This is a genomic window from Nonomuraea sp. NPDC050310 (assembly GCF_040655795.1).
Lineage (GTDB): Bacteria > Actinomycetota > Actinomycetes > Streptosporangiales > Streptosporangiaceae > Nonomuraea.
The window spans coordinates 157,742-183,953 of the sequence record NZ_JBFAKP010000006.1; the positions used below are offsets into that span (position 1 = coordinate 157,742).

Sequence of the window (26,212 nt, forward strand, 5' to 3'; positions counted from 1 at the left end):
ATGACTGTGGCCGCTCCCTGAAGGGGGAGCGGCCACCTCATCCGCTTACTTGCTCACGAGTTCCTTCTCGCGTGCCGTCCGGTCGCCGGGCCGGCGGAACCGGATGTTCTCCAGCCGGTCGAAGCCGTCCAGCACGCGCTCGCCCATGCCGCGGATCCGCCGCATGGTCGAGGGCGGCAGCAGCACCGCCCGCAGGCGCCGGCCCCGCGAGACCGTCTGCGCCAGCGCCCGCCGTACGATCTTGAGCTGCTTGCCGAGCGGCTCGGCCGTGCCCGGGTCGCGGGCGAACAGCACCCGCTCCACCGCCGTGGCGATCGTGGTGACCGCCGCCGCGGACTCGGCGTCGAACTCGTAGCGCTCGATCAGCCGCCGGGCCAGCGCCCGTGGCGTCTCGCTGAGCTCCCTGGACAGGCCGTAGTCGCACAGGACGTCGTCCAGCTCCGCCCAGGCCGCCGCCACCGGCACGCTGACTCGCGCCGCCCTGGCGGTCACGTCGTCGAGCGGCCCGGTGACCTTCCAGCTCAGCGTGCGGGCCCGCCGGCTCCTGGTCACCAGGCGGATCGCCGCCGGGATCAGCAGGAGCAGCACCAGCCCCAGCGCGCCGAGGCCGATCTTGGCCGCCAGCGGCATGGAGTCGTCGGCCGGGAGCCGGTTGAGCGCGTTGAGCTCCTCCAGCGCCTCCAGCTCGCGCAGCCCGCGCCGCGGCCCGATGCCGGGCGGCAGGTCGGAGGCCGACTCACCGCTCGCGCTGGGCGAGGCCGGGGTGTCGCTGCGCTCCGGCTGGGGCAGCGAGTAGGTCGGCACCCGGGCCGTCCCCTGCCCGTACGGCGAGGCCGAGGTGGGCGTGGGCTCGAAGGCCAGCCAGCCGACGCCCTCGAAGTACAGCTCGGGCCAGGCGTGCATGTCGGCCGTGCTGACCGCGAAGCCGTTGTCGGTCTTGGTCCCGCCGGTGTAGCCGATCGCCACCCGCGCCGGGATGCCCACCACGCGGGCCAGCACCGCCATCGCCGCCGCGTACTGCTCGCAGTACCCGGTCTTGCTGTGGATCAGGAAGTCGACCAGGGCCTCGTTGCTCTGCCCCTGGGTCTGCAGGCTGTAGGTGAAGTCGTTGCCCTTGAAGTAGTCCTGGATCTTCACCGCCGCCTGGTACGGCGTGTCGTTCTCGCTCACCAGGCCGGTCGCCAGCGTGGTGATCGAGTCCGGGAAGCCCTCCGGCAGCTCCAGGAAGCGCCGGTTCTGGTCGCTGGCCTCCACCGGCCGCGAGGCGTTGAGGATGGCCGGGTCGAGCTGCGGGTCGACGCTGGCGACCTCGTACTCCATCCCCGAGGCCTCCTCCTCGGTGGAGAAGACCATGAGCGAGTCGGTGTCGGCCCGCCAGTCGCCGTCGGCGCGCACCTCGGTGGCGGGGTAGGGCAACGGCAGGAAGTTGAGCCGCTTGACCTCCTCGCTGATGGTGATCGTGGTGGACACCTTCTTGACCGGGGTGGAGCCGCTCAGGCCGGGCGGCGGGGGCAGCGGCCCGTTGTCGACCCGGTTCTCCGGCCGCCCGTTGGGCTGCTCCAGCGTGAACTGCTCGCCGTTGAACAGGTTGAGCGAGTAGATCCGCAGGTAGCGGGCCTGGTTGTCGCTGTTGCGGTAGGTCAGGACGGTCCGCTTGTCCGGGAGCTGGAGCTGGCCCTTCAGTCCGGCGACCGGGTCGGGGATGCTGATCGAACTACCCGTGCCGCCCTTGCCGGAGCCGCCCACGCCGAAGGTGAACCAGGAGACCGGCTCCATCACCGGCAGCAGCGCCGGGGCCAGGACGGCCAGGCCGATCGCGGCGAACCCGATGCGCTTGCCCGACAGCCGCAGCCCGCCGGTGTCGACCGCGTCGCGGGGGCCGGTGGTGGCGTGCCGGGTGCGGCGCACGAGCACGGCGCGGCCCCAGTGGCCGATGCGCTCGCGGCCGTCGGCGATCAGCAGGCTGGTGAAGCCGAGCGCCGCCAGGATGAAGGTGGGCCAGTTGATCGGATCCGGCAGGATCGTCATCGGCACGCAGACCAGCGCCAGCAGCGGCAGCCCGGCCAGGGCCGCGTGCCGCAGCCGGGCGGCCAGGTGGTCCACCACGATCGCGATCACCGCCACGCCCGTCGCCACCAGCAGCGCGACCGGCGCGTCGGCCGGGACCGGCGCGGCGAAGCGCTGGATGTCGGCCCACCCGGTGGCGTAGAGCTTGCCGAGGTGGAGCAGCGACTCCTTGGTCGGCACCAGCAGACCCCAGGCCTTGCTCCCGCTGAAGGCCGCGGTGAAGTAGAACGCCGACGCCATGACGCTGAGGATGGGCGCCGCCCACGCGGGCAGGGCCAGCTTGCCCGCCAGCGCGCTCGCGCCGAAGACGACCGCCACCGCGCCCAGCGACGCCCAGAACCAGGCGCCGCCGTCGAGCAGCGGGTAGAGCACGATGGCGGCGGCGAAGGTGGCCACCGCCGAGGCCGCCGACAACCTCATGCCGCACCTCCCGTGAGGGTGAACCGGCCCTTGTTGGCCGCGTCGGGCCAGACCGTCGCGATGGACGCGCCGGCCGGCAGGCGCACGATCCGCCAGCCGAAGCCGGCCAGGATGCCCTGCGCCGTCTGGTACTGGTCGGCCGAGCCGTACTCGCGCACGTCCCAGGAGTCCACGTCGAGCAGCACCGCGACGCCGGTGACGCCGCCGTGCCTGAGCTTGGCCAGCTCCCTGGCCTCCTCCACCTCCAGCGCGCCCAGCACGGCCACGATCAGCCCGTCGCCGCCGCCCTGCCGCAGGGCGTTCACGCCCAGGGTGAGCGAGCGCTGCGGGCTGTTCTTGACCACCGCGAGCGTGTCGAGCAGGGAGTAGGACACGCCGGAGTCGGTGACGTGCTCGGCCCCCATGTCGGTGACCAGGCGCAGGCCCAGTCCCTCGTGCGCGAGGTGCACGCCGATCGAGGCCGCCGCCGAGACCGCCGTCTCGAAGGACGAGCGCGGGCCCTCACCGCGGTGGGCGTAGCGCCGGGTGTCGAGCAGGAGCGCGCCGCGGCTCTGCCACTGCTGCTCCTCGCGCCGCACCATCAGCTCGCCGTGGCGGGCCGTCGAGCGCCAGTGCACCCGCCGCAGGTCGTCGCCCTGGCGATACTCGCGGGGCGCGACGTCGTCGTCCCCCGCCGCCGCCACCGAGCGGGTACGGCTGTCGCCGCCGCCGGTCCACTCGCCCGACAGCCGGACGTGCGGGAGTGGGACGACCTGCGGGGTGACCACGAGCGTGTCGCTGATGGTGAACGCGCGGGTCAGCTCGACCAGCCCGAACGGGTCGGTGATGCGCACCGACAGCGGCCCGATCGTGAAGCGCCCGCGCAGGTCGGAGCGGACGCGGTAGTCGATCTCCCGCACGCCGCGCGCCTCCACCCGGTCGAGCACGAACCGCGGCCGCACGCCCAGGGCGTAGGGCACGGTGTCCTCGATGAGCAGCAGGCCGGTGGGCAGCCGGGTCACGTTCTCCAGCCGCAGGGTCACGGTGGTCTCGCCGCCGGCCTCCACCCGCGCCGGCGACAACCGGCGGGCGCAGGCCAGCCGGTAGCGGGTGCGCGCCACGACCATGGCCGCCAGCAGCGGCAGCGTGACGATCAGCACGCCCACCCGGACCAGGTCGTGCTCGCCCAGCACGATCGCCATGAACAGGGCCGCCAGCCCGGCCGCCAGGAACGAGCGGCCGCGCGAGGTCAGCGCCCGCAGGCCCGCCCTCACCGCGTGCCCCCCGGCCTGGCGCCGGCCGGCGGGCGGGCCGGCTTCGCCGTACGCGTGGGGGTCATCGCTCGCGGGTCTCCGGGACGGGCACCCGGCGGACCAGCTCGCCCACCACCTGCTCGGGCAGCCGGCGCTGGCCGTGCGCCTCGACGCTGGGCAGCAGCCGGTGCGCCAGCACCGGGATGGCCAGCTCCTGCAGGTCGTCCGGGATGACGTAGTCGCGGCCCGACAGCGCGGCGTGCGCCCGGGCGGCCCGCACGAGCTGCAGCGTGGAGCGAGGGGAGGCGCCGAGCCGCAGGTCGGGGGAGTGCCGGGTGGCGACCACCAGGTCGATGGCGTACTTGCGGACGGCCTGGGAGACGTAGACGCCCCGCACCGCCTCGATCAGCGCCCGCACCTCGTGCGTGGTGGCGACCGGCTCCAGCTTGTCCAGCGGCGAGGTGCCGCCGTGCACGTCGAGCATCTCCAGCTCGGCGGCGGGCTCGGGATAGCCCATCGCCACCCGCGCGGTGAAGCGGTCGCGCTGGGCCTCGGGCAGCGGGTAGGTGCCCTCCATCTCGATCGGGTTCTGGGTGGCGATCACCATGAACGGCGTCTCGAGCTCGTAGGTGACGCCGTCGACCGTGACGGTGTGCTCCTCCATGCACTCCAGCAGCGCCGACTGGGTCTTCGGCGAGGCGCGGTTGATCTCGTCGCCGACCACGATGTTGGCGAAGATCGGCCCGGGCTTGAACTCGAACTCGCGGGTCTGCTGGTTGTAGGCGCTGACCCCGGTGATGTCGCTGGGCAACAGGTCGGGGGTGAACTGCACGCGCCGGACCGGGCAGTCGATGGAGCGCGCCAAAGCCTTGGCCAGCATGGTCTTGCCGACCCCCGGCACGTCCTCGATCAGCAGGTGCCCCTCGGCCAGCAGCACCGTCAGGGTGAGGCGGACGGCATCGCTCTTGCCCTCGATGACCGACTCGATCGCCTGCCGGATCCGGTGGGCGGTGGAGACCAGATCCTCCAGCCGGTGAGGGACGTCATGGGTTACTGCCACCAGGCCTCCATGAGAGATGTGCAGGCTCTCCCGCGACGGGACGTTATTAGCGGGCGCCATACCATTCCTTTTCCATTGTGTGTACCGACCCTACGACTCCGAGGGTTCGCAAGCGACTTTTGAGGGACATTCCGCCAGAACACTCACAGGTTGGACGGTGACCCTGAGATAAGGACAGTGTTGGGGCGACCTGTCGCGTTCCGGTCCCGCCACCGTGCGAATCCCGTGACAGAAATCCCCCACCCTCCTCCACTCGCGCCCCGCCACCGGTCCGGCGGGCTCCATACGCCCTACCGAACCGGCATACCGACACGCCCACGCCCGGCCATGGGGCCCGCCCGGGCTCCCCTTTGCTCCACCCCGTTGACCTGCACAAACGCGAAACGATCAGACGTCTTTCGCGGTTGGAATCAGTTGACGGTGGGGAGAAGTGGAGTATGGTGGTGCGCAGTGGAGAGCCGGTGCGCCAGCGCCGACCCTTCACAAGGCACGGGAGGTGGGACCGATGTTTCTCGGCACCCATCAACCGCGTCTCGACGACAAGGGACGGCTGTTCCTGCCGGCTAAGTACCGCGAGGAGCTGGCGGAGGGTCTTGTGATCACCAAGGGCCAGGAGCGTTGCCTCTACGTCTTTCCTGTAGAGGAGTTCCAGCGCATTACCGAGGCGCTCCGGACCGCTCCGGTGACCGCCAAGGCGGTCCGCGACTACAGCCGCGTCCTGTTCGCCAGCGCTTCCGACGAGTCGCCGGACAAGCAGGGCCGCATCACGATTCCCCAGAGCCTCCGCCGCTACGCCGGCCTCGAACGCGACTGCGTGGTCATCGGGGCCAACACCCGGCTGGAGATCTGGGACGCCGAGGCCTGGGAGACCTACCTCAACGATCAGGAGCAGGCATTCGCCGATCTGTCGGAGGAGGTGCTGCCAGGGATCTTGTGAGTCCGGGCCCAGCGGGCCGGCCGTCGGTGATGTCGTTCGGCGAGGTCTCCAGCCGCAACCACGCGTTCTTTCAGCTGATGCACCTTCCCCGGTGTCAGGTGGAGAGATGTGAGCAGCGGATGCGGATGGGGACCTGGCCGGACGGCACCGGGCGGGGGATCACCGGCAGGGGCCGGTGACATCGACGGCTTCATCGACTTCAGCGGCCTTCCCGTGCCCACCGGCCTGAGCCGGGGCGCGGAGGCGGAAAAATCAACGCGTGAGAATTCGAACGCGACAAGCATTCGGCGCGTCAGACAGTGAGCGATCATCGGCGCGGGCGCTCTCCGTGAGCGACCCGTCCGTGACAGCTCGTACGGCAGGCGCGGCCCGCGCGGAGCGGAAGGGGGTGGCAGATGACTGAGAGCACGCATGTTCCCGTGCTGCTGGAGCGGGTGCTGGAGTTGCTGGCACCGGCTCTCGACGCGCCCGGCGCCGTCGTGGTCGACGCCAACCTCGGCCTCGGCGGCCACTCCGAGGCGCTGCTCGCCGCGCACCCCGGGCTGCACCTCATCGGCCTCGACCGCGACCCGTTCGCGATCGAGCACTCGACCCGCCGCCTGGCGCCCTACGCCGACCGGATCGACCTGGTCCACGCCACCTCCGACGAGCTGCCCGCGGTGCTCAAGAGCACCGGGCACCCGCAGATCCACGGCGTGCTGTTCGATCTGGGCGTCTCCTCGCCGCAGCTCGACGAGCGCGAGCGCGGCTTCGCCTACTCCTACGACGCGCCGCTCGACATGCGCATGGACTCCACGCAGGAGCTGACCGCCGGCGTGGTGGTCAATACCTACTCGGCTGCGGAGCTAACGCGCATCCTTCGTGAATACGGTGAGGAACGGTTCGCACAGCGTGTCGCGGGGCGAATAGTGCAGGAACGGGCCCGCGAGGCCATAACGTCGACCTTGCGGCTCGCGGAGATCGTTCGCGAGGCGATCCCCGCGGCGACGCGGCGCACCGGGGGCAACCCCGCGAAGAGGACTTTCCAAGCGCTGCGCATCGAGGTGAACGCGGAGCTGAGCGCCCTTGAGGCCGCACTGCCCGCCTCCCTCGACGCGCTGGCGCTGGGCGGGAGAGTCGTCGTGCTCTCCTACCACTCCCTCGAGGACCGGCTGACCAAGCAGGCCCTCGCGGCGCGAACCAAGGACAACAGCCCGCCAGGGCTGCCGGTGCCCCTCGCGGCGCACCAGCCGAGGTTCCGCCTCCTGACGAGGGGAGCCGAGCTCCCCACCGAGGAGGAGGTGGCCCGCAACCCGCGGGCGGCCTCAGCCCGGCTAAGGGCGGCAGAGAGGATCCGACTTGACGAGGACTGAGCAGGAGATCAGCCCCCGGAAGAGCACGCGTGCCCCGGGAGCTCCCCGGCCGCGCGTGGCCCGCCCCACCGGCGTGCCGCGGCCGCGTCCCGCCGGCGAGGTCCGGCGTGCGCCGGCGCCGGCGCGCCGGCCGGTGGCCGGCCGCAAGCAGCGGGGGCCCTTCGTGTTGCTCGTCGTCGGGCTCATGCTCGGCGGCCTCGTCTCGTTGTTGCTGCTCAACACCGTCCTGGCGCGTGACACGATCACGCGCGACCGGCTCAAGGCGCAGATCGCCGAGAACCAGGAGCGGACCGCCGAGCTGCAGCGCGAGGTCGAACTCGCCAAGCAGCCGGAGGAGCTCTACAAGCGGGGCAAGGGCCAGGGCATGACGGAGAACCAGCCTCCGCTGTGGCTTCCCGGCGGAGGCTCCGGCCAGTGAGAGACTCCGGCGGCCGGGGCCAGGGCCCCGGCCGTGGCACAGGCGGCGCCGGCTCTCCCGGAGGGTCAGGCGCCGCTCGTCGCGGGCCCGGCGGTCCGGGGCGGGCAGGTCGCCCGGGGAGCGGGGGGCCCGCCCGTTCCGGACCGCCCGGTGACGAGCCGAGGCGGCCGCTCGGGCCGTTCGAGCTGCCCTCCTTCGACTTCGACGCCCCGCGCAGCCGTGACCGCCGCAACCCGGTCGACGACCGCCGCCGCGACCAGCGCCCCGCCGACGACCGGCGCGGCGAGGACCGGCGTGCGGACGACCGGCGGGCCGACGAACGACGGGCCGACGAACGACGTGCAGAAGGGCGTGCCGACGAGCGACGGGCGGACGGTCGGGGCGACGAGCGCCGTCGTGAGCGCCTGGGCCAGGACGGGCCGTCGCGGCCGCGTGGCGACTACGGCAGGCCTGCCGTACCGCGGCCGAGAGGACCGAGGCCGGGCCCGGGACGCAAGCCTCCGCCACCGCCCCAGCCGCCGCGCCCGCCGATGGTGCTGCGCCTGGGCAACCCGCGCCGCCGCCTCAAGATCGGCGCGATCGGCATGGCCTTCGTGCTGTCCATCTTCGCCGGCCGGCTGATCCAGATGCAGGGCCTCGACTCCAAGGTCTACGAGGCGGCCGCCGCCGAGCAGCGCGTCCGCACCGAGAAGATCCAGGCCAAGCGCGGCCAGATCACCGACGTCAACGGCCACCCGCTGGCCCAGACGATCGAGGCGCGGGAGATCTCCGTCGACCCCAGCAAGATCGCGCCCCAGCAGCGCGAGAAGCTGGCCGGCATCCTCGCCCAGCACCTCGGCGTGCCGCAGCCCGAGGTCATGGCCAAGCTCTCCCGCACCAACCTGCGCTACCAGCTCATCGCCAAGGACGTCACGCCCTCGACCGCCGAGGCGCTGCTCAAGCTGAAACTGCCGACGGTCAGCGTCAAGAAGCACTACCGCCGCGACTACCCGGCCCGTGACCTGGCCGGCGGCGTGGTGGGCTTCGTCGGCAACGACGGCGGCGGTCTGGCCGGCATGGAGGCCGCGCACGACTCGCTGCTGGCCGGCCGCAACGGCGAGCTGAAGGTCGAGATCGGCCGCGACGGCCAGCGCATCCCGATGACGCGCAGCCAGAGCACCGCGCCCGTGGAGGGCCGCGACGTGCGGCTGACCATCGAACGCGACCTGCAGTGGGCCGCCCAGCAGGCGATCGCCCGCCAGGTCGAGGCCAGCCGCGCCGACAGCGGCACGGTGATCGTGATGGACGTCAAGACCGGCCAGATCATGGCCATGGCCAACGCGCCCGAGGTGGACCTGAGCAAGTGGCGCGAGTTCAAGCCGGAGCTGTACGTCAACCGCGCCGCCGCCGAGGTCTTCGAGCCCGGCAGCACCAACAAGGTCATCACCGCCGCCGCCGCGCTGGAGAGCGGGGTGCTGCGGCCCGAGACCGAGCTGACCGTGGCCGACAGCATCAAGTGCTACGACCGGGTGCTGCGCGACTCCCACCCGCACAAGACGGAGAAGATGACCTTCCAGGAGGCGATGGGGCAGTCCAGCAACACCGCCACCGTCCAGGCCGCGCGCAAGATCGGCAGCCAGAAGCTGTACGAGATGCTGCGGGCCTTCGGCTTCGGCGCCCGGCCGGGCGGCGGGGTGCCGGGCGAGGAGGCCGGGCTGCTGCCGGTGCACACCAAGTGGCAGGGCAGCCAGCACTGCACCATCGCCTACGGCCAGGGCGTGTCGGTGACCGCGCTGCAGATGGCCAGCGTCTACCAGACCATCGCCAACGGCGGCGTCCGGATCGAACCGCAGATCATCGCGGGGACGACCGACGTCAACGGCAGGTTCGTCACCGCCGCACCGGGAAAGCAGACCAGGGTGATCAGCGAACGCACCGCCAAGGAGCTGACCGCCATCCTGGAGACCGCGGTGAGCGCCGAGGGCACCGGGCAGGCCGCCGCGATCGACGGCTACCGGGTGGCCGGCAAGACCGGCACCGCCAACCGCTACGACTCCAAGCTGGGCGGCTACGACGGCTACACCGCCTCCTTCGCGGGGTTCAGCCCGGCCGACGCGCCCCAGGTCGTGGTGCTCGCCGTGCTGCAGAACCCCAAGGAAGGTCATTTCGGCGGGCAGATCGCCGCGCCGGTGTTCAAGGAAGTGATGACCTTCGCGATCAAGAGCAAGAAGATTCCACCGTCCGGCGCGACACGCGCCGGAGGGTGAGCGGGTTAGGTACGCTCTCGCCGTGCTCTCCCCGTCCGATCCCACTGTCGCCGGTCCCGCCGAAGCCGCCGGGACCGCGGCCCATGCCGCCGGCCAGGTCGTCATGCGACCGGCCGCGGCCGCCGCGCGCCCGCTGAGCGGCCTGGCCACCATGCTCGACGCCGCCGTCACGCGTACCCCGCACGCGGCGCTCACCGGAGTCACCATCGACTCCCGCACGGTGCGCCGCGGCGACCTGTACGTCGCCCTGCCCGGCAGCACCGCCCACGGCGCCGACTTCTCCGCCCAGGCGCTGGCCGCCGGCGCGGCCGCCATCCTCACCGACCCCGCGGGACGCGAGGCCGCCGCCGCGACCGGCCTGCCCGTGCTCGTGGTCGACGACCCGCGCGGCCTGCTCGGCCAGATCGCCTCCTGGGTGTACGGCCAGCCCGCCCACGACATCGCGGTGATCGGCGTGACCGGCACCAGCGGCAAGAGCACCACCACCTTCATGCTGGAGGCGGGCCTGCGCGCCGCCGGGCACAGCACCGGCCTGGTCGGCGGGGTGGAGATCCACGCCGGCGACCTGGTGTTCGTGCCGCGGCTGACCACGCCCGAGGCCTCCGAGTTGCACGGCCTGTTCGCGCTCATGCGCGAGCGCGGCGTGACCGCGGCGACCATGGAGGTCTCCAGCCACGCCCTGGCGCTGGGCCGGGTCGACGGCCTGTTCTACGACGTGGCGCTGTTCACCAACCTGTCGCAGGACCACCTCGACTTCCACCGCGACCTGGCCGACTACTTCGCCACCAAGGCCAAGCTCTTCCAGCCCGAGTTCAGCAGGACCGGGGTGACCAACCTCGACGACGAGCACGGGCGCGAGCTGCTCGGGGTGGCGAAGATCCCGATGACCACCTTCTCCGCGCTCGGCTCGCCCGAGGCCGACTGGCGGGCCGCCGACGTGCGCCTGGACTCCGAGGGCAGCAGCTTCCGCGTGCTGGGCCCCGGCGGCGTCGAGGCCGAGGTCGAGCTCGCGCTGCCGGGCCCGTTCAACGTCGCCAACGCGCTGGGCGCCATCGTGGCGCTGGTCGAGGCGGGCGTGCCGCTCCAGGCCGCGGTGCGCGGCGTGGGCGGGCTCAAGGGCGTGCCAGGCCGCATGGAGCGCGTCACCGCCGCCGGTGACCCCTTCCAGGCGATCGTGGACTACTCCCACAAGCCCGGCGCGGTGGAGTCGGTGCTGTCCGCCACCCGCCAGGTCACCGAGGGCCGGCTGACGGTCGTGCTCGGCTGCGGCGGCGACCGCGACAGCGGCAAGCGCCCCATCATGGGGGAACTGGCCGCCCGCCTGGCCGATGTGGCCATTTTCACCAGCGACAACCCCCGGTCGGAGGATCCGCTGGCCATCCTCGTTGCGATGATGGACGGGGCGCTGCGGGTCCCGCTCGCCGAGCGGGCCCACGTGATCGTCGAACCCGACCGCAGGGCCGCCATCGGGCTGGCGCTGGCCGGGGCCGGGCCGGGCGACGTGGTCGTCGTGGCGGGCAAGGGTCACGAGCAGGGCCAGTACGTCGCCGGCGAGGTGATCCCGTTCGACGACCGCGTGGTCGTCGCCGAAGAACTCAGGAAGGTCAAACCATGATCCCGATGCCGCTGGCGAGGATCGCCGAGATCGCCTCCGGCGCGCTGTCCGGCTCGGCCGACCCGCGCGCCGTCGTCCGCGGGCCCGTCGTGACCGACTCGCGGGCCGTGGAGCCGGGATCCCTGTTCGTGGCGATCCGGGGTGAGCGGGTCGACGGGCACGACTTCGCGGCGGAAGCCGTACGCGCCGGGGCCGTGGCGGTGCTGGCCTCGCGGCCGGTCGACGCGCCCGCCGTGATCGTCACCGACCCGGTGGCCGCCCTGGCCGAGCTCGCGACCGTGCTGGCCGGCTCGCTGCCCGCCGCGACGATCGTCGGCGTGACCGGCTCGGCCGGCAAGACCACCACCAAGGACCTGATCGCGCGGCTGACCGAGCTGATCGGGCCGACCGTCGCGCCCGTCGGCAGCTACAACAACGAGATCGGCCACCCGCTGACCGTGCTGCGCGCCGACGTCGACACCCGCTACCTGGTGCTGGAGCTGAGCGCCCGCAACACCGGCCACATCGCCTACCTGGCCCGCATCGCGCCGCCCTCGATCGGCGTCGTGCTCAACGTCGGCACCGCCCACCTGGGCGTCTTCGGCGGCAAGGAGGCCATCGCCAAGGCCAAGGGCGAGCTGGTCGAGGCGCTGCCCGGCTCCGGCGTCGCGGTGCTCAACGCCGACGACCCGCTGGTGCGCGAGATGGCCGAGCGGACCGCCGCCCGGGTCACCTTCTTCGGCCGGTCGGAGGACGCCGTCGTGCGCGCCGCCGACGTGGTGCTCGACGCGCGGGGCCGCGCCTCCTTCACGCTGGAGACGCCTTCCGGCTCGGCGCCGGTCTCCCTCAGCCTGTACGGCGAGCACGCCGTGTCCAACGTGCTGGCCGCCGCCGCGGTCGCCTGGGAGCTGGGCCTGCCGGTCTCCACGATCGCCCGGGAGCTGTCGGCCGCCGAGCCGCGCAGCCGCTGGCGCATGGAGGTCTCCGAGCGGCCCGACGGCGTCACCGTGATCAACGACGCCTACAACGCCAACCCCGACTCGATGCGCGCGGCCTTCGAGGCCTTCGCCGCGCTGGGCCGTGGCCGGCGGCGTTTCGCGGTCATCGCCGCCCTGCGCGAGCTGGGCGAGGACGGCCCTGAGCTCAACGAGGAGCTGGGCCGGCTGGCCGGCGGCGCCGGGCTGGCCGGGCTGGTCGTGGCCGGTCCCGACGCCGAGCCGGTGCTGCGCGGCGCGATGGAGGCCGCCCAGCAGGCGGCGGCGCCCAGCGCGCTGCCCGACTACGCCGGCGCGGGCCGGCAGCCGAGCGCGCTGCCCGACTACACCCGACCTGCCCCGGGCCACCCGGCCGGGCCGGAGTACCCCGGCGGCGGGCCGATCGCGGGCGGTCACGCCGGCGTGGCGCCGCTCACCCAGATCGTGCACGTGCCCGACGCCGCGGCCGCCGCGGCGCAGCTCCACGCCTGGCTGCGGCCGGGCGACGCCGTGCTGGTCAAGGGTCCGCGGGCGATGAGCCTGGAGCGCACGGCGGAGCTGGTGCTCGCCGGGGGTGCCGTCCAGTGACCAACATCATCATCGCGGGCGCGGTGGGGCTGATCCTGTCCATGCTGGGCACCCCGCTGGCCATCCGGCTGTTCAGCCGGCGCGGTATCGGCCAGGAGGTCCGCGAGGACGGCGTGCAGGCGCACCTGGGCAAGAAGGGCACGCCCACCATGGGCGGCATCGTCTTCGTCCTGGCCTCGCTGCTCGCCTACTGCGCCTCCCACCTGGCCATGCTGGAGGAGCCCACCGCCTCGGGCATGCAGGTGCTCTTCCTGATGACCGGTCTGGGCGCGGTCGGCTTCCTCGACGACTTCATCAAGATCTACAAGCAGCGCAGCCTCGGCCTGCGCAGCGGCGCGAAGGCGCTGGGCCAGCTCGTCGTGGGCGCGGTCTTCGCGGTCATGGTCACCAACTTCCCCAACGCCTACGACATCACCCCGGCCGAGCCGCGGCTGTCGTTCCTGCGCGACTTCGGGCCCTCCATCGGCATCATCGGCTTCACCATCTGGGTGCTGGTGATGATCGTCGGCTTCTCCAACGCGGTGAACCTGACCGACGGCCTCGACGGCCTGGCCTCCGGCGCCACCGGCGTGGTGCTGGCCGCCTACGTGCTGATCGGCAACTGGCAGCTCCGCAACAACTGCATCGACCAGCTCGGCCCCAACTGCTACCTGGTGCGAGATCCACTCGACCTGGCGGTGGTCGCCGCCGCCGTGCTCGGCTCGCTCATCGGCTTCCTGTGGTGGAACGCCCCGCCGGCCCGGATCTTCATGGGCGACACCGGCTCGCTGGCCCTGGGCGGCGTGCTGGCCGGCCTGGCCATCTGCACCCGCACCCAGCTCCTGCTGATCATCCTGGCCGGGCTGTGCGTGGTCATCACGATGTCGGTGATCCTCCAGGTCGGCTCGTTCAAGCTGACCGGGAAACGGATCTTCCGTATGGCGCCGCTGCAGCACCACTTCGAGCTCAAGGGCTGGGCGGAGACCACCATCGTGGTGCGGTTCTGGCTGATCGCCATGCTCTGCGCGGCGCTGGGCCTCGGACTGTTCTACGTGGAGTGGATGCCCAAGTGAGTTATGTCTGCGTCGCCGGGCTGGGCGTCTCCGGCGCCGCCGCCGCCCGGGTGCTGGCCGAGCGCGGCGAGCGCGTCGTGGTGGTCGAGGCGGTCGAGGGGGAGGCCCAGCGCGTGGCCGCCGACTCGCTGCGCCGCCTCGGGGTCGAGGTGCGCTTCGGCCCGGTCGAGCTGCCCGAGGGCGTGCAGCGGCTGGTCACCACCGGCTGGGCGCCGCACCACCCGCTGATGGTGGCCGCCGCCGAGGCGGGCGTCGAGGTGATCGGCGAGGTCGAGGTGGCCTGGCGGCTGCGCGAGGAGCAGGGCGCGGCGCCCTGGCTGGCGCTGACCGGCACCAACGGCAAGACCACGGTGGTGCGGATGCTCACCGCCATGCTGCTGGCCGCCGGGCACAAGGCGGTGGCGGTGGGCAACGTCGGCGTGCCGGTCGTGGAGGCGGTCGGCGGGCCGTACGACGTGCTGGCGGTGGAGCTGTCCAGCTTCCAGCTGCACTGGTCGCCGAGCGTGGCCCCGCACGCCGGGGCGATACTCAACCTGGCGCCCGACCACCTCGACTGGCACGGCTCGATGGCGGAGTACGCCGCGGCCAAGGCCCGCATCTTCGAGGGCGCGCGGCACGTGGTCTTCAACGCGGACGACCCCGAGGTCGCCCGGCTGGCGGAGCCGTACGGCGAGCGGGCGGTGGGCTTCACCCTGGGCGTGCCCCGGCCCGGCGAGCTGGGCCTGGTCGAGGACCTGCTGGTGGACCGAGCGTTCGTCGACGACCCGGTCGGCCAGGCCGAGGAGCTGGCGACGCTGGCCGACGTCAAGCCGTTCGCGCCGCACAACGTGGCCAACGCGCTGGCCGCTGCGGCGCTGGCCCGCACCCTGGGCGTGCCGGCGGCAGCCGTACGGCAGGGCCTGCTCGACTTCAAGCCCGACCCGCACCGGATGGCCTTCGTGGAGCGGGTCGCCGAGGTGGACTACGTCGACGACTCCAAGGCCACCAACCCGCACGCGGCCGCGGCGGCGCTGGCCGCCTACGAGTCGATCGTGTGGGTGGCCGGCGGCCTGCTCAAGGGCGCCGACGTGGAGGACCTGGTCCGGCGGGCGGCGCCGCGGCTGCGCGGGGCCGTGCTGCTCGGCACCGACCGCGCGGTGATCGCCGAGGCGCTGGCGCGACACGCGCCGGATGTCCCGGTCGTGGACATCGACGGGCGCGACACTGGCGTGATGGACCGTGTCGTCGCCGAAGCCGCCAGGCTCGCCTCCCCGGGGGACACCGTGCTGCTGGCCCCCGCGGCCGCCTCCCTGGACATGTTCGCCAACTACCCGGCCCGCGGGCAGGCCTTCGCCCGCGCCGTCCACGCGCTGGCCGTACCGGCCACCGAAAGCCCGGCAGGCCACGACCCGACGGGCGGCTCGGCAAGCGACTCGGCGGACGGCACGGCGGGCGCCCGGTGACGGCCGGCGCCGCGGGCGGGCGCCCGGCGAAGGCGGTCGACCCGGCCGCCCGGGCCCGCCGGTCCGAGGAAGGGCCGACCGCCTGGTTCCGCGAGCAGTTCGGCGCGCTGCGCGAGCTGCTGGCCCGGCCGCTGGCCAGCTACTACCTGATCATCGGCTGCAGCGTGCTGCTGCTGTCGCTCGGGCTGATGATGGTGCTCAGCGCCTCCAGCATCGAGGCGCTGCAGAAGACCGGCAGCCCGTTCTCCTGGTTCGGCAAGCAGTCCTTCTCCGCGGCGCTGGGCCTGATGCTGATGTGGCTGTGCTCGCGGCTGCCGCACCGCTTCTTCAAGTGGGCCGGCTACCCGCTGATGGCGATCGCCATCCTGTCGCTGGTGCTGGTGCTGTTCATCGGCTCGGCCGAGCTGGGCGCGCAGCGGTGGATCTACATCGGTGGCCTCACCATCCAGCCGTCGGAGCCGGCCAAGCTGGCGCTGGCGCTGTGGGGCGCCGACCTGCTGTCGCGGCGGGCGCGGATGGGCCGCATCGAGTGGCGGCAGATGCTGCTGCCGCTGATGCCCGGCGTGGCCATCCTGGCCGTGCTGGTCATGCTCGGCCGCGACCTGGGCACCACGCTGGTGCTGTTCATGATCTTCCTGGCGCTGCTGTGGGTGGTCGGCGCGCCGATCAAGCTCTTCGGCGGCATCCTGGCGCTGGCGGTCTTCGCCGCGCTGGTGATGATCTGGGTCGAGCCCTACCGCATGGCCCGCATCGCCTCCTTCCTCGATCCGTGGGCCGACCCGCAGGACGGCGGCTACCAGGCGGTGCAGGGCCAGATCGCGATGGGCTCGGGCGGCTGGTTCGGCCTGGGCCTGGGCGCCAGCCGGCAGAAGTGGAACTGGCTGCCGCACGGCGAGAGCGACTTCATCTTCTCCATCGTCGGCGAGGAGCTCGGCCTGGTCGGCACCCTGTCGGTGGTCACCATCGTCGGGCTGCTGGGCTACGCCGGGCTGCGGGTGGCCTGGCGGGCCGCCGACCCCTTCATCCGGCTGGCCTCGGCCGCCGTCGTCGCCTGGATCGCCGGGCAGGCCATCGTCAACATCGGGGCCGTGATCGGCGTCCTGCCGATCACCGGAATCCCGTTGCCGCTGGTCTCCTACGGCGGCTCGGCCCTGCTGCCCACCCTGGCCGCGCTCGGCATGCTGCTGTCGTTCGCCAAACAGGAACCGGGTGCGCGTGAAGCTCTCGCCGCACGTGGCCCCGGACCGGCCGCACGGGCTCTAAGCTGGCTTGGCCTGGGAGGCAGACGAGGAGGGTCGTGATCATGAGGGTGGTGCTCGCCGGGGGTGGTACGGCCGGCCACATCGAGCCCGCGCTCGCCCTTGCCGAGGCCCTGCGCCGGCTCGATCGCTCGAGCTCGGTCACCTGCCTGGGCACCGAGCGCGGCCTGGAGACCAGGCTGGTGCCGGCCAGGGGTTACGACCTGCAGCTCATTCCCGCGGTGCCGCTGCCGCGCACGCTCTCCCCGGCGCTGCTGACCATGCCGGGCCGGCTGTCCGGCGCGGTCGGCGAAGCCTCGACGATCATGGAGAAGGTGGGCGCGGAGGCGCTGGTCGGCTTCGGCGGCTACGTCGCCGCCCCGGCCTACCTGGCGGCCAAGCGCCGCGGCATCCCGATCGTCGTGCACGAGGCCAACCCCAAGCCGGGGCTGGCCAACCGGCTCGGCGCGCGCTACGCCACCCACGTCTTCACCGGGCACCCCGAGTGCACGCTGGCCAAGTCGGTCTACATCGGCACGCCGCTGCGCCGGCAGATCGCCACCCTCGACCGCTTCTCGCTGGGCGACAAGGCCCGCTCGTGGTTCGGGCTGCAGACCGACCGGCCCACGCTGCTGGTCTTCGGCGGCTCCCAGGGGGCCCGCTCGCTCAACCACGCCGCGCTGGCCGCCGCGCCCGCGCTGCGTGCGGCCGGGGTGCAGGTGCTGCACATGCTCGGCCCCAAGAACACCCTCGACCGCGAGCCGCCGCCCGGCGACCCGCAGTACGTGGTGCTGCCCTACGTCGACCGCATGGAGCTGGCCTACGCCGCCGCCGACCTGGCGCTCTGCCGGGCCGGGGCGCTGACCTGCGCCGAGCTGACCGCGGTCGGCCTGCCCGCCGCCTACGTCCCGCTGCCCATCGGCAACGGCGAACAGCGGATCAACGCCGCGACCATCGCGGCGGGCGGCGGCGGCCTCATGATCGACGATTCCGAACTGTCACCCGATTGGATCATCCAGAACGTGCTGCCCATCCTCCGCGACCCGAACCGGGTCGCCGCCATGTCGGAGGCCGCCGCGGCCCTGGGGCGCAAGGACGCCGACGTCGTGCTCGCCAAGCAGGTGCTGTCGCTATGAGCCTGGTGAAACTGGTCGACCCCGTGGCCGCCGAGGACCTCGGGCGGGTGCACTTCATCGGCATCGGCGGATCGGGCATGTCGGGCATCGCGCGCATCCTGCTCAAGCGCGGCGTGCGCGTCACCGGCAGTGACGCGCGCAGCTCCGACATGGTCAACGAGCTGCGCGAGCTGGGCGCGACGGTCTTCATCGGCCACGCCGCCTCGCACGTCAAGGACGCCGACACCGTCGTGGTCTCCACCGCCATCCGCGACTCCAACCCCGAGCTGGGCGAGGCGCTGAAGAAGGGGCTGCGGGTCATCCCGCGCGCCGCCGCGCTCGCCTCGGTCATGGCCGGGCGCACCGGCGTGGCCATCGCGGGCACCCACGGCAAGACCACCACGACCTCGATGCTCACCGTGGCGCTGCAGAAGTGCGGGGCCGACCCGTCCTACTGCGTCGGCGGGCAGCTCGTCACCACCGGCCTGGGCGCCGACGAGGGCGCCGGCGGCGCCTTCGTGGCCGAGGCCGACGAGAGCGACGGCTCCTTCCTGATGCTGGCCCCCGACATCGCGGTGGTCACCAACGTGGAGGCCGACCACCTCGACAACTACGGCGACCCGCATGCCGTCCACGCCAGCTTCGCGCGTTTCGCCGAGCGGGTGGGCTCGCTGCTGATCCTGTGCGCCGACGACCCGGGCGCCACGGCGCTGGCCGAGCGGGCCCGCTGCCGCGTGCTGACCTACGGCACGGCCGAGGGCGCCGACTACCGGGTGCTGGACGTGCGTCCCGACGGGTTCGGCACGGTCTTCGAGATCGAGGGCCGTGGCCAGGTACGGCTGGCCGTACCCGGAGCCCACAACGCGCTCAACGCCACCGCGGTGGTGGCGGTGGTGGAGGCGCTGGGCCGCTCCTTCGACGACGCCAGGGCCGGCCTGGCGGCCTTCGGCGGCGCCAAGCGGCGCTTCGAGGCCAAGGGCGAGGCGGGCGGCGTGGCCGTCTTCGACAGCTACGCCCACCACCCGACCGAGCTCGCCGCCGACCTGCGCGCCGCGCGGGACGTGGTGGCCTCCTACTCCGGCGAGGGCCGGGTGATCGCGGTCTTCCAGCCGCACCTCTACTCCCGCACCCGCTTCTTCGCCGAGGAGTTCGGCGCGGCGCTGGGGCTGGCCGACGAGGCGATCGTGCTCGACGTGTACGGCGCGCGGGAGGATCCCGAGCCGGGCGTCTCCGGGGCGCTGGTGGCCTCGCGGGTGCCGCACGAGCGGGTGGTGTACGTGCCGGACAAGGCCGAGGTGCCCGACGCGGTGGCCGGCCGGGCGCGGCCCGGCGACATCGTGCTGACCATGGGCGCGGGCGACGTGACCGAGCTGGGCCCGCTGATCGTGCGGCGCCTGGGCGACGGCGACGCGGCCGGGGCCGCCCCGTGAGGGGCGCGACGGGCGCGCGGCCGGGCGACGGGGCCGGGGCCACGCGGTGAGGGGCCTGCGCGGCGGGGGCGCGCGCCGGGCCTTCATCGTCCTGCTGACCGCCGGAGTGGTCGGCACCGCGGCGTGGCTCGTCTTCGTCTCACCGGTCCTTGGGGTACGAACCGTACAAATCGTGGGAAATCTCACAGTTCCTACCGAAGAGATCAAAAAACAGGCGGCCGTGCCCGAGCTCCAGCCTCTGGCGACGGTCGATCTGGCCACCGTCGAGGGCCGGGTGCTGGGGATCCGCAAGATCGCCACCGCCCGGGCCGCCCGCTCCTGGCCGGGCACGCTGACCATCGAGGTCGTCGAGCGCGAGCCGGTGGCGGTGGTGCCGGTCAACGGCAAGGCGGCGCTGATCGACCGGGAGGGCGTGGTGACCGAGATCAAGGATGTCGGGCCGCCGCGGCTGCCGGTCCTGAAGCTCGACCGGCCGGGTCCCGGCGATCCGGCCACCAAGGCGGCCCTCGAGGTCGTCAACGCGCTGCCGCCCGCGCTGGCGCAACGCGTCGACGAGATCCGGGCGACTTCGGCGGACGGGATCTCCTTGCTCCTGTCCGACGGGCGCGAGGTGATCTGGGGCGGTCCCGACCGGGCCGTCGACAAGGCCCGAGTGCTGGCCGAGCTGCTGAGCCGCAAGGCGCGCGTCTACGACGTGAGCTCGCCGGAAGTGGTAACGCTGAAATAGGACAGCCGCGACACGCCGGACGGGTTGCGGCGGGGTTAGTTGACCCGCCCGGAGTGGGGCTTCTACTGTCCGTATCGACCCTCAGGTTGACATAAATCTGAATCTCAACTTGAGGTTGAGGGTTTGAAACGCGGAAATCAGTCCGCACCGAAATGGCAAGTCAACGAGCGGAAAGGCCCCTCGTCGTGGCAGCACCGCAGAACTACCTCGCGGTCATCAAGGTCGTCGGCATTGGCGGCGGCGGAGTGAACGCCGTTAACCGGATGATCGAGGAGGGACTCAAGGGCGTCGAGTTCATCGCCATCAATACCGACGCCCAGGCGCTGCTGATGAGTGACGCCGATGTCAAGTTGGACGTTGGCCGCGAACTGACGCGTGGCCTGGGCGCCGGGGCCAACCCGGAAGTGGGCCGCAAGGCGGCCGAAGATCATCGTGAGGAGATCGAGGAGGTCCTCAAGGGGGCCGACATGGTCTTCGTCACAGCGGGCGAGGGCGGCGGCACCGGCACGGGCGGCGCGCCCGTGGTCGCCAACATCGCGCGCTCGCTGGGCGCCCTCACCATCGGTGTGGTCACCCGGCCCTTCAGCTTCGAGGGCCGGCGCCGGGCGATGCAGGCCGAGGCCGGCATCGAGACCCTGCGCGACGAGGTCGACACGCTGATCGTGATCCCGAACGACCGGCTGCTGTCGATCTCCGACCGGCAGGTCAGCGTGCTGGACGCCTTCAAGGCGGCCGACCAGGTGCTGCTGTCCGGTGTCCAGGGCATCACCGACCTGATCACCACGCCCGGCCTGATCAACCTGGACTTCGCGGACGTCAAGTCCGTCATGTCCGGCGCGGGCTCGGCCCTCATGGGCATAGGGCATGCGCGTGGTGACGACCGGTCGGTCGCCGCCGCCGAGATGGCCGTCTCCAGCCCCCTGCTGGAGGCCTCGATCGACGGTGCGCACGGCGTGCTGCTGTCCATCGCGGGCGGCTCCGACCTCGGGCTCTTCGAGATCAACGAGGCGGCCCAGCTCGTCTCCAACGCCGCCGCGCCGGACGCGAACATCATCTTCGGCACGGTCATCGACGACGCCCTCGGCGACGAGGTGCGCGTCACCGTCATCGCCGCCGGCTTCGACGACGTCAAGCCGCCGGCCAAGGAGGTGCCCAAGCCGCAGGCCCGTCCCGCGGCGGCGCCCACGCACCGGCCGACCGTGAAGGCCGAGACCCCGCGTCCGGAGCCGGGCCGTCCCGAGCCGGTGCGCGGCGACTGGCGGGCCGAGCCGGCCCGCGGCGACTACCGGTCGGAGCCGCCGCGGGGCGACTACCGGTCCGAGCCTCCGCGCGGCGACTACCGCGCCGAGCCCAGCCGGCCCGAGCCGGTCCGCTCCGAGCCGCCGCGGCCGGAGTACCGTTCCGAGCCGATGCGGTCCGAGGCGCCCGCGCGCCCCGAGCCGGTCCGCCCGGAGCCCGTCCGTCCCGAGCCGGTCCGCCCGGTGGAGAGCGCCCCGGCGCCCGTCGCCGCGCCCGAGCCGGTCCAGGCCGAGGCCGAGCCGCCCGCGCCGGTGTCGATCCCCAAGCCGGCCCCCGAGCCCGCCAACCCGCCCACCCCCATCACCTCGCGGATGGGTGAGCCGGGCAAGCGGCGGCCGGTGGTCTTCGAGGAGCAGGAAGAAGAGCTTGACGTCCCCGACTTCCTCAAGTGATCTGAGCCGCCGGGAGCAGATCGCCCACGGCCTGGCCGAGGTGGAGGCGCAGATCGCCGACGCCTGCCGGGCCGCGGGGCGGGACCGGTCCGAGGTCGCGCTCATCGCGGTGACCAAGACCTACCCGGCCTCCGACGTGCGGATCCTGGCCTCGCTCGGGGTCCGCGACGTGGGGGAGAACCGCGACCAGGAGGCGGCCGGCAAGGCGCGCGAATGCGCCGGGCTGCCGCTGACCTGGCACTTCGTCGGGCAGTTGCAGACCAACAAGGTGCGCTCGGTGGCGTCCTACGCCGACTACGTGCACTCCGTGGACCGCTCCCGCCTGGTCACCGCGCTCAGCCGCGAGGCTGAGCGGGCCCAGCGCGTGATCGGCTGCCTCCTGCAGATCGACCTCGACGAGAACCCCGGCTCCGCGCCGCGGCCGGGCGCCGCCCGGGACGAGCAGGCCCGGGGCGGGGTACGGCCGGCCGATGCGCTGGATCTGGCCGCGCTCGTGGCCGGGGCCGAGGGTCTGCGCCTGGCGGGCGTGATGGCCGTGGCGCCACTGGGGGCCGAACCGGGCAAGGCGTTCGCCCGGCTGGCCGAGGTGGCGCGGGCCGTACGGGCCGAACATCCGGGGGCGACCATGGTCTCCGCCGGGATGAGCGGGGATTTGTCCGAAGCCGTAGCACATGGGGCGACACACGTGCGAGTCGGTACGGCGTTGCTCGGCCGCCGCAAGCCCTTCGTCAGGTAATGTCCCTTCACGCGGGTGTTCACACCTGCGCAGCGGTGGGCTCCAAGGGGGGTACGGCAGCGGCTCCGGCCGCGAACACCGCCTCGGAACCAGGAGCAGGAGGACGACGGAGCGATGGCCGGCGCGATGCGCAAGATGGCAATCTACCTCGGTCTCGTGGAGGACGACCGCTACGAGAGGTATGAGACCTACGAGTACGGCTACGAGGACGAGACGCCTCGAACCGGCGAGGATCGGGCGGTAGCCGTCCAGGAGCCCGAGGAGGACACCGGGCCTGGAGTCCCCGCCCCGCGGCCCGCCACGACCGTCCTGGAGCGCCGCACGACCGATCTGGCGCGCATCACCACCCTGCACCCCCGGACCTACAACGAGGCCCGCACCATCGGCGAGCACTTCCGCGAGGGTACCCCGGTGATCATGAACCTGACCGAAATGGTGGACTCTGACGCCAAACGTCTGGTGGATTTCGCGGCAGGTCTGGTCTTTGGCCTACATGGCACGATTGAACGTGTTACCAACAAGGTGTTCCTGTTGTCCCCTGCCAATGTCGAGGTGACCGCCGAGGACAAGGCCCGAATCGCGGAACGCGGATTCTTCAACCAGAGTTAGAGTCTCTGTATGTCATCGACCCACACCAGGAGCGGGGGAGCGGGTAAGCCGTGAAGATCTTCCTTGAGATCGTGGCGCTCGTCCTGATGCTCTACCTGGTCCTGCTGATCGGCAGAATGATCTTCGAGACGGTGCAGGCCTTCGCCCGTTCGTGGCGGCCTTCGGGGGTCGTCCTGGTCCTCGCTGAAGCCACATACACCGCAACAGACCCACCTCTCAAGTTCCTTCGCCGTTTCATTCCTCCCCTGAGGTTGGGTACGGTGGCCTTTGACCTAAGCTTCACAGTGCTGTTCATCGTCGTCCTGATCCTGATCCAACTGACGAACGGCCTGAGCAACACCCTGTGAGGTCACGGTCAAGATCCGACTCGTGTCCGCGCTGAAGTGATTCGGGGGCCTGCCTCCTGGACGGACAGACCCTCAAGCGCGCCAAGGAGACCAAAAGATGCCGCTGACGCCCGCTGATGTGCGGAACAAGCAGTTCAGTACCACCCGGCTGCGGCCGGGCTACGACGAGGAAGAGGTGGACGCCTTCCTCGACGAGGTCGAGGCTGAGCTTGACCGCCTCATCCAGGAGAACGAGGAGTTGCGCGCCAAGCTGGCCGAGTGCCTGCGTGGCAAGGTGCCAGGGGGCATGCAGCAGATGCCCATGGCCTCGGCGCCCATCCAGCAGATGCCCGGCCAGCAGCAGATGCCGGAGCAGCAGCCCATGATGGCCCCGCCGATGCAGCAGCCGGAGCCGGTGCAGCAGCAGCAGCCGATCCAGCCGCAGCAGCAGCAGCCGGTCGGCATGGGCATGCCGCCCGCCGAGGACAACATGGACACCGCGGCCCGCGTGCTCGCGCTGGCGCAGCAGACCGCCGACCAGGCGATCGCCGACGCCCGCCGGGAGGCCGACGAGACCGTCACCCGCGCCCGCCGCGAGGCCGACGACATCCTCACCAAGGCCCGCCGCCAGGCCGAGCAGGTCATCGGCGACGCCCGTGCCCGCGCCGAGACGCTCGAGCGCGACGCCCAGGAGCGCCACCGCCAGGCCATGGGCTCCCTCGTCACCACCCGTGACGAGCTTGAGCGCAAGGTCGAAGAGCTGCGCAGCTTCGAGCGCGAGTACCGCTCCCGCCTCAAGCTCTACCTGGAGAACCAGCTCTCCGAGCTCAACGCCGCGGGCCACGAGGCCGGCACCGGCGGGTTCTCGGTCATGCCCGGCGGCTCGCCGGCCATGTCGCACTCGCTCCCGCAGAGCGGAGCCCAGGCCCTGCCCGGCGGCGCGCCCACTCCCTTCGGCGAGCAGGCCCCGCAGCACCAGGGTGCCTTCCCCGGTGGCGACGGCCCGCACAACGACCGCAGGTAACAGCTCCAGAGAGCCCCCCTAGTGATCCTCATCAGTGCTGGACTGGTGCTCACGGCGATCGTTCTCCTGATCGCGGGCTTCGTCCTGACCAAACCGTTCCTGATCATGTGGTCGATCGTGGTCTGCGTGCTCTCCGCGCTCTTCCTCGTGATCGGGGCCTTCCTTCGGCGACACGAGCTGTTCCCCGGCAATGGGCGTGCCGGGGCCACAGCGCCGCCGGTCAAGGACGCCCTCACCGGCGAGAGCCAGACCGTCACCACGGGTCACCCCGTCACCCCCGGCGTCGCCGGGCGCCCCGTCACCCCGGGACGGCCCGTCCCGCAGGGGTCGCCCGTCACCCAGACGCTGCCCAGCACCCACGGCCAGCCCGTCCCTCAGGGCCGGCCCGCCCACCCGGGACAGCACGGCGCCCCGGTCCAGGCCTCCCCCATGGGAGTGCCGGTCCCGCCGGGTGCTTTCCCGTCGCCGGCGTCCATGCCCAGCGCCGCACCGGTCGGCCCGCCGTACGCCCGTCCGGCCGCCGCCGCAGCCGTCACCGCCGCCCAGCCACCCGGCCGTACGCCGGGCCGCCCCCAGGCCGGTGGCGTCTCCCCTGACGCCCTCGTCATCGTGATCCCCGGACGCAAGCGCTACCACGTCGCCGGTTGCCGGCTGCTCGTGGGGCGGGACACCGAGGAGCTCACCTACGAGGAGGCGCGGGAGGAGGGCTTCTCGCCCTGCACCACCTGCCTGCCCGACGCCGCCCTCGGCGGCCGTCAACTTCCCCCTGTCGCCGAGCCCGACTCGGCGCCTTCCACTTCCCCGGCCTCCCCGGCCTCCGCCGCGGGGTCGTCCGCTGCTTCGCCGTCCACCACGGCGGCTTCTGCCGCTGAGGGTCTTGCGCCCGGGTATGCCTCCGGGCCCACTCGTGAGCTTCGCGCCCCGCAGCCGTCCGGTTCGGGTGGGGGGTGGTTCGCCCGCCAGGACGGTCCGTCCGGTACGGCGGAGCAGCCTGCCGAGCCCGAGCAGTCCGCCAAGCCGGGCAGCCGGCCGCGCAAGGACCCGTATGCCGCCGAGCGCTCCACCGACGAGCCTGTGGCCGGCGAGGAGAGCCGGGACCGGGCCGACGAGCCCGCTGACCCGCCTGCCAAGTCGGACCGCGTAGCCGCTTCGAGCCCGCCTGCAGGTTCCGGCCCTGCCACCTCTGCGCCCGAGTCTCGGGCCGAGGAGGAGGAGCCTGGGGCTGGGGCCACGTCCGTGTTCCGGGTCGCCGGGACGGGCGGTGCCGCCAAGGTCGGCGACGAGCGGGAGAAGGTGGCCGAGGAGGCTGCTCAGGCCGCCGAGCCGACTCCGGCACGGCCCGACGACACCTCTGCTGCGGCTCCCAAGCGCCCGCAGGACGCTCCCGAGGCGGCCCCGGTGCGGGCCGAGGGTGCGGCTGAGGCTCGGGCTGACCGCGCCGGTGAGGGTCTCGGCGACTCCGCTGCGCCGAGCGCGCCCCAGCCTGGGGAGCCGGCGAGGGAGCCCGACGACACCGACCCCGGGCTCACCCTGAGGGCCATCCCGAGCGAGGACCTCGCCGCCGTGCGCGGGGAGGAGGCCGCTCTCCCCGAGGGTGTGGTCAAGGTCATCGTGGGGACGCGGCGGTACCACACCGGCTCCTGCCCCCTGGTGAAGGGTGCGGGGGACGCGGGTGTGGAGACCATGCGACGTGAGGCGGCCGACGCGGCGGGCCTGACGGCCTGCTCGGTGTGCCAGAGCGGCGCCTGACCCGTACATCCGCGACCACAAAACCCGGCAGGTCGGACTGGACCCCAGCGGTCCGGCGCACCTGCCGGGTCGCACCCCAGGCCCGGGATGAGCCCAGCTGGGCCCCCGGCCTGCCTGGAGGCGAGCCCGGTGCGGCCTGCCGTACGACCTGAAGCCCGACATGACACCGGCCCCCGTGCGACAGA

Annotated in this window: 21 protein-coding genes; 18 read left to right on the forward strand and 3 right to left on the reverse strand. The window is 72.6% G+C overall.

The window, feature by feature from the left end:
- Window positions 1-45: 45 nt before the first annotated feature.
- From AB0I67_RS17910 to AB0I67_RS17920, 3 genes are all read right to left on the reverse strand, one after another.
- The gene (locus AB0I67_RS17910) at window positions 46-2,487 is read right to left on the reverse strand and encodes a DUF3488 and transglutaminase-like domain-containing protein (RefSeq protein WP_357924364.1); all 2,442 of its coding nucleotides are present in this window, start codon (window positions 2,485-2,487) and stop codon (window positions 46-48) included.
- Window positions 2,484-3,740: a DUF58 domain-containing protein gene (locus AB0I67_RS17915; RefSeq protein WP_357924365.1), complete on the reverse strand. Its 1,257-nt coding sequence runs from the start codon at window positions 3,738-3,740 to the stop codon at window positions 2,484-2,486. The genes AB0I67_RS17910 and AB0I67_RS17915 overlap by 4 nt, the downstream gene beginning before the upstream one ends.
- A gap of 61 nt (window positions 3,741-3,801) precedes the next feature.
- Window positions 3,802-4,779, reverse strand: a complete 978-nt coding sequence (locus AB0I67_RS17920) for a MoxR family ATPase (RefSeq protein ID WP_357924367.1) — start codon at window positions 4,777-4,779, stop codon at window positions 3,802-3,804.
- A 505-nt stretch (window positions 4,780-5,284) separates the two neighbouring features.
- On the opposite strand from AB0I67_RS17920, the gene mraZ reads away from it, so the two are divergent.
- From mraZ to AB0I67_RS18010, 18 genes are all read left to right on the forward strand, one after another.
- Window positions 5,285-5,716, forward strand: coding sequence for a division/cell wall cluster transcriptional repressor MraZ (gene mraZ, locus AB0I67_RS17925; RefSeq protein WP_357924369.1), 432 nt, complete (start codon window positions 5,285-5,287; stop codon window positions 5,714-5,716).
- Window positions 5,717-6,111: 395 nt separating this feature from the next.
- On the forward strand, window positions 6,112-7,068 hold the full coding sequence (gene rsmH, locus AB0I67_RS17930; RefSeq protein WP_357924371.1) for a 16S rRNA (cytosine(1402)-N(4))-methyltransferase RsmH: 957 nt from the start codon (window positions 6,112-6,114) through the stop codon (window positions 7,066-7,068).
- Window positions 7,055-7,486, forward strand: coding sequence for a hypothetical protein (locus AB0I67_RS17935; RefSeq protein WP_357924373.1), 432 nt, complete (start codon window positions 7,055-7,057; stop codon window positions 7,484-7,486). The genes rsmH and AB0I67_RS17935 overlap by 14 nt, the downstream gene beginning before the upstream one ends.
- Window positions 7,487-8,016: 530 nt before the next feature.
- A complete protein-coding gene (locus AB0I67_RS17940; RefSeq protein ID WP_357924375.1) occupies window positions 8,017-9,732 on the forward strand; it encodes a penicillin-binding protein 2 in 1,716 nt (571 codons plus the stop codon).
- Window positions 9,733-9,835: 103 nt separating this feature from the next.
- Entirely contained in the window at window positions 9,836-11,347 is a 1,512-nt protein-coding gene (locus AB0I67_RS17945; RefSeq protein WP_357924855.1) for a UDP-N-acetylmuramoyl-L-alanyl-D-glutamate--2,6-diaminopimelate ligase, read from the forward strand.
- Window positions 11,344-12,888, forward strand: a complete 1,545-nt coding sequence (gene murF / locus AB0I67_RS17950; RefSeq protein WP_357924377.1) for a UDP-N-acetylmuramoyl-tripeptide--D-alanyl-D-alanine ligase — start codon at window positions 11,344-11,346, stop codon at window positions 12,886-12,888. The genes AB0I67_RS17945 and murF overlap by 4 nt, the downstream gene beginning before the upstream one ends.
- Window positions 12,885-13,940: a phospho-N-acetylmuramoyl-pentapeptide-transferase gene (gene mraY, locus AB0I67_RS17955; RefSeq protein WP_357924379.1), complete on the forward strand. Its 1,056-nt coding sequence runs from the start codon at window positions 12,885-12,887 to the stop codon at window positions 13,938-13,940. The genes murF and mraY overlap by 4 nt, the downstream gene beginning before the upstream one ends.
- Window positions 13,937-15,382, forward strand: a complete 1,446-nt coding sequence (gene murD, locus AB0I67_RS17960; RefSeq protein ID WP_357924381.1) for a UDP-N-acetylmuramoyl-L-alanine--D-glutamate ligase — start codon at window positions 13,937-13,939, stop codon at window positions 15,380-15,382. The genes mraY and murD overlap by 4 nt, the downstream gene beginning before the upstream one ends.
- Window positions 15,383-15,489: 107 nt before the next feature.
- The gene (gene ftsW, locus AB0I67_RS17965) at window positions 15,490-16,683 is read left to right on the forward strand and encodes a putative lipid II flippase FtsW (protein WP_357924859.1); all 1,194 of its coding nucleotides are present in this window, start codon (window positions 15,490-15,492) and stop codon (window positions 16,681-16,683) included.
- A 2-nt stretch (window positions 16,684-16,685) separates the two neighbouring features.
- Entirely contained in the window at window positions 16,686-17,756 is a 1,071-nt protein-coding gene (gene murG, locus AB0I67_RS17970) for an undecaprenyldiphospho-muramoylpentapeptide beta-N-acetylglucosaminyltransferase (RefSeq protein ID WP_357924383.1), read from the forward strand.
- Window positions 17,753-19,165 carry a UDP-N-acetylmuramate--L-alanine ligase gene (gene murC, locus AB0I67_RS17975; protein WP_357924385.1) on the forward strand — a complete coding sequence of 471 codons (1,413 nt, stop codon included), beginning with the start codon at window positions 17,753-17,755 and terminating at the stop codon, window positions 19,163-19,165. Before murG ends, murC begins: the two co-directional genes overlap by 4 nt.
- 46 nt (window positions 19,166-19,211) lie before the next feature.
- Window positions 19,212-19,892, forward strand: coding sequence for an FtsQ-type POTRA domain-containing protein (locus AB0I67_RS17980; RefSeq protein ID WP_357924387.1), 681 nt, complete (start codon window positions 19,212-19,214; stop codon window positions 19,890-19,892).
- Window positions 19,893-20,077: 185 nt separating this feature from the next.
- Window positions 20,078-21,583 (forward strand): cell division protein FtsZ, encoded by a 1,506-nt coding sequence (gene ftsZ, locus AB0I67_RS17985; RefSeq protein WP_357924389.1) that lies wholly within the window; start codon window positions 20,078-20,080, stop codon window positions 21,581-21,583.
- Entirely contained in the window at window positions 21,558-22,319 is a 762-nt protein-coding gene (locus tag AB0I67_RS17990; protein WP_357924391.1) for a YggS family pyridoxal phosphate-dependent enzyme, read from the forward strand. Before ftsZ ends, AB0I67_RS17990 begins: the two co-directional genes overlap by 26 nt.
- Before the next feature lie 114 nt (window positions 22,320-22,433).
- Window positions 22,434-22,928, forward strand: coding sequence for a cell division protein SepF (gene sepF, locus AB0I67_RS17995; protein ID WP_357924393.1), 495 nt, complete (start codon window positions 22,434-22,436; stop codon window positions 22,926-22,928).
- 50 nt (window positions 22,929-22,978) lie between these two features.
- Entirely contained in the window at window positions 22,979-23,275 is a 297-nt protein-coding gene (locus AB0I67_RS18000) for a YggT family protein (RefSeq protein WP_357924395.1), read from the forward strand.
- 97 nt (window positions 23,276-23,372) lie between these two features.
- On the forward strand, window positions 23,373-24,278 hold the full coding sequence (locus AB0I67_RS18005) for a DivIVA domain-containing protein (protein ID WP_357924397.1): 906 nt from the start codon (window positions 23,373-23,375) through the stop codon (window positions 24,276-24,278).
- Window positions 24,279-24,299: 21 nt separating this feature from the next.
- A complete protein-coding gene (locus AB0I67_RS18010) occupies window positions 24,300-26,027 on the forward strand; it encodes a hypothetical protein (protein ID WP_357924399.1) in 1,728 nt (575 codons plus the stop codon).
- Window positions 26,028-26,212 lie beyond the last annotated feature (185 nt).

Coding starts and splice junctions, on each gene's coding strand:
- AB0I67_RS17910 (WP_357924364.1), bottom strand. CDS start 2,487: ATGAGGTTGTCGGCGGCCTCGGCGGTGGCCACCTTCGCCGCCGCCATC.
- mraZ (WP_357924369.1), top strand. CDS start 5,285: ATGTTTCTCGGCACCCATCAACCGCGTCTCGACGACAAGGGACGGCTG.
- rsmH (WP_357924371.1), top strand. CDS start 6,112: ATGACTGAGAGCACGCATGTTCCCGTGCTGCTGGAGCGGGTGCTGGAG.
- AB0I67_RS17940 (WP_357924375.1), top strand. CDS start 8,017: ATGGTGCTGCGCCTGGGCAACCCGCGCCGCCGCCTCAAGATCGGCGCG.
- AB0I67_RS17945 (WP_357924855.1), top strand. CDS start 9,836: ATGCGACCGGCCGCGGCCGCCGCGCGCCCGCTGAGCGGCCTGGCCACC.
- murF (WP_357924377.1), top strand. CDS start 11,344: ATGATCCCGATGCCGCTGGCGAGGATCGCCGAGATCGCCTCCGGCGCG.
- murG (WP_357924383.1), top strand. CDS start 16,686: ATGAGGGTGGTGCTCGCCGGGGGTGGTACGGCCGGCCACATCGAGCCC.
- murC (WP_357924385.1), top strand. CDS start 17,753: ATGAGCCTGGTGAAACTGGTCGACCCCGTGGCCGCCGAGGACCTCGGG.
- sepF (WP_357924393.1), top strand. CDS start 22,434: ATGGCCGGCGCGATGCGCAAGATGGCAATCTACCTCGGTCTCGTGGAG.
- AB0I67_RS18005 (WP_357924397.1), top strand. CDS start 23,373: ATGCCGCTGACGCCCGCTGATGTGCGGAACAAGCAGTTCAGTACCACC.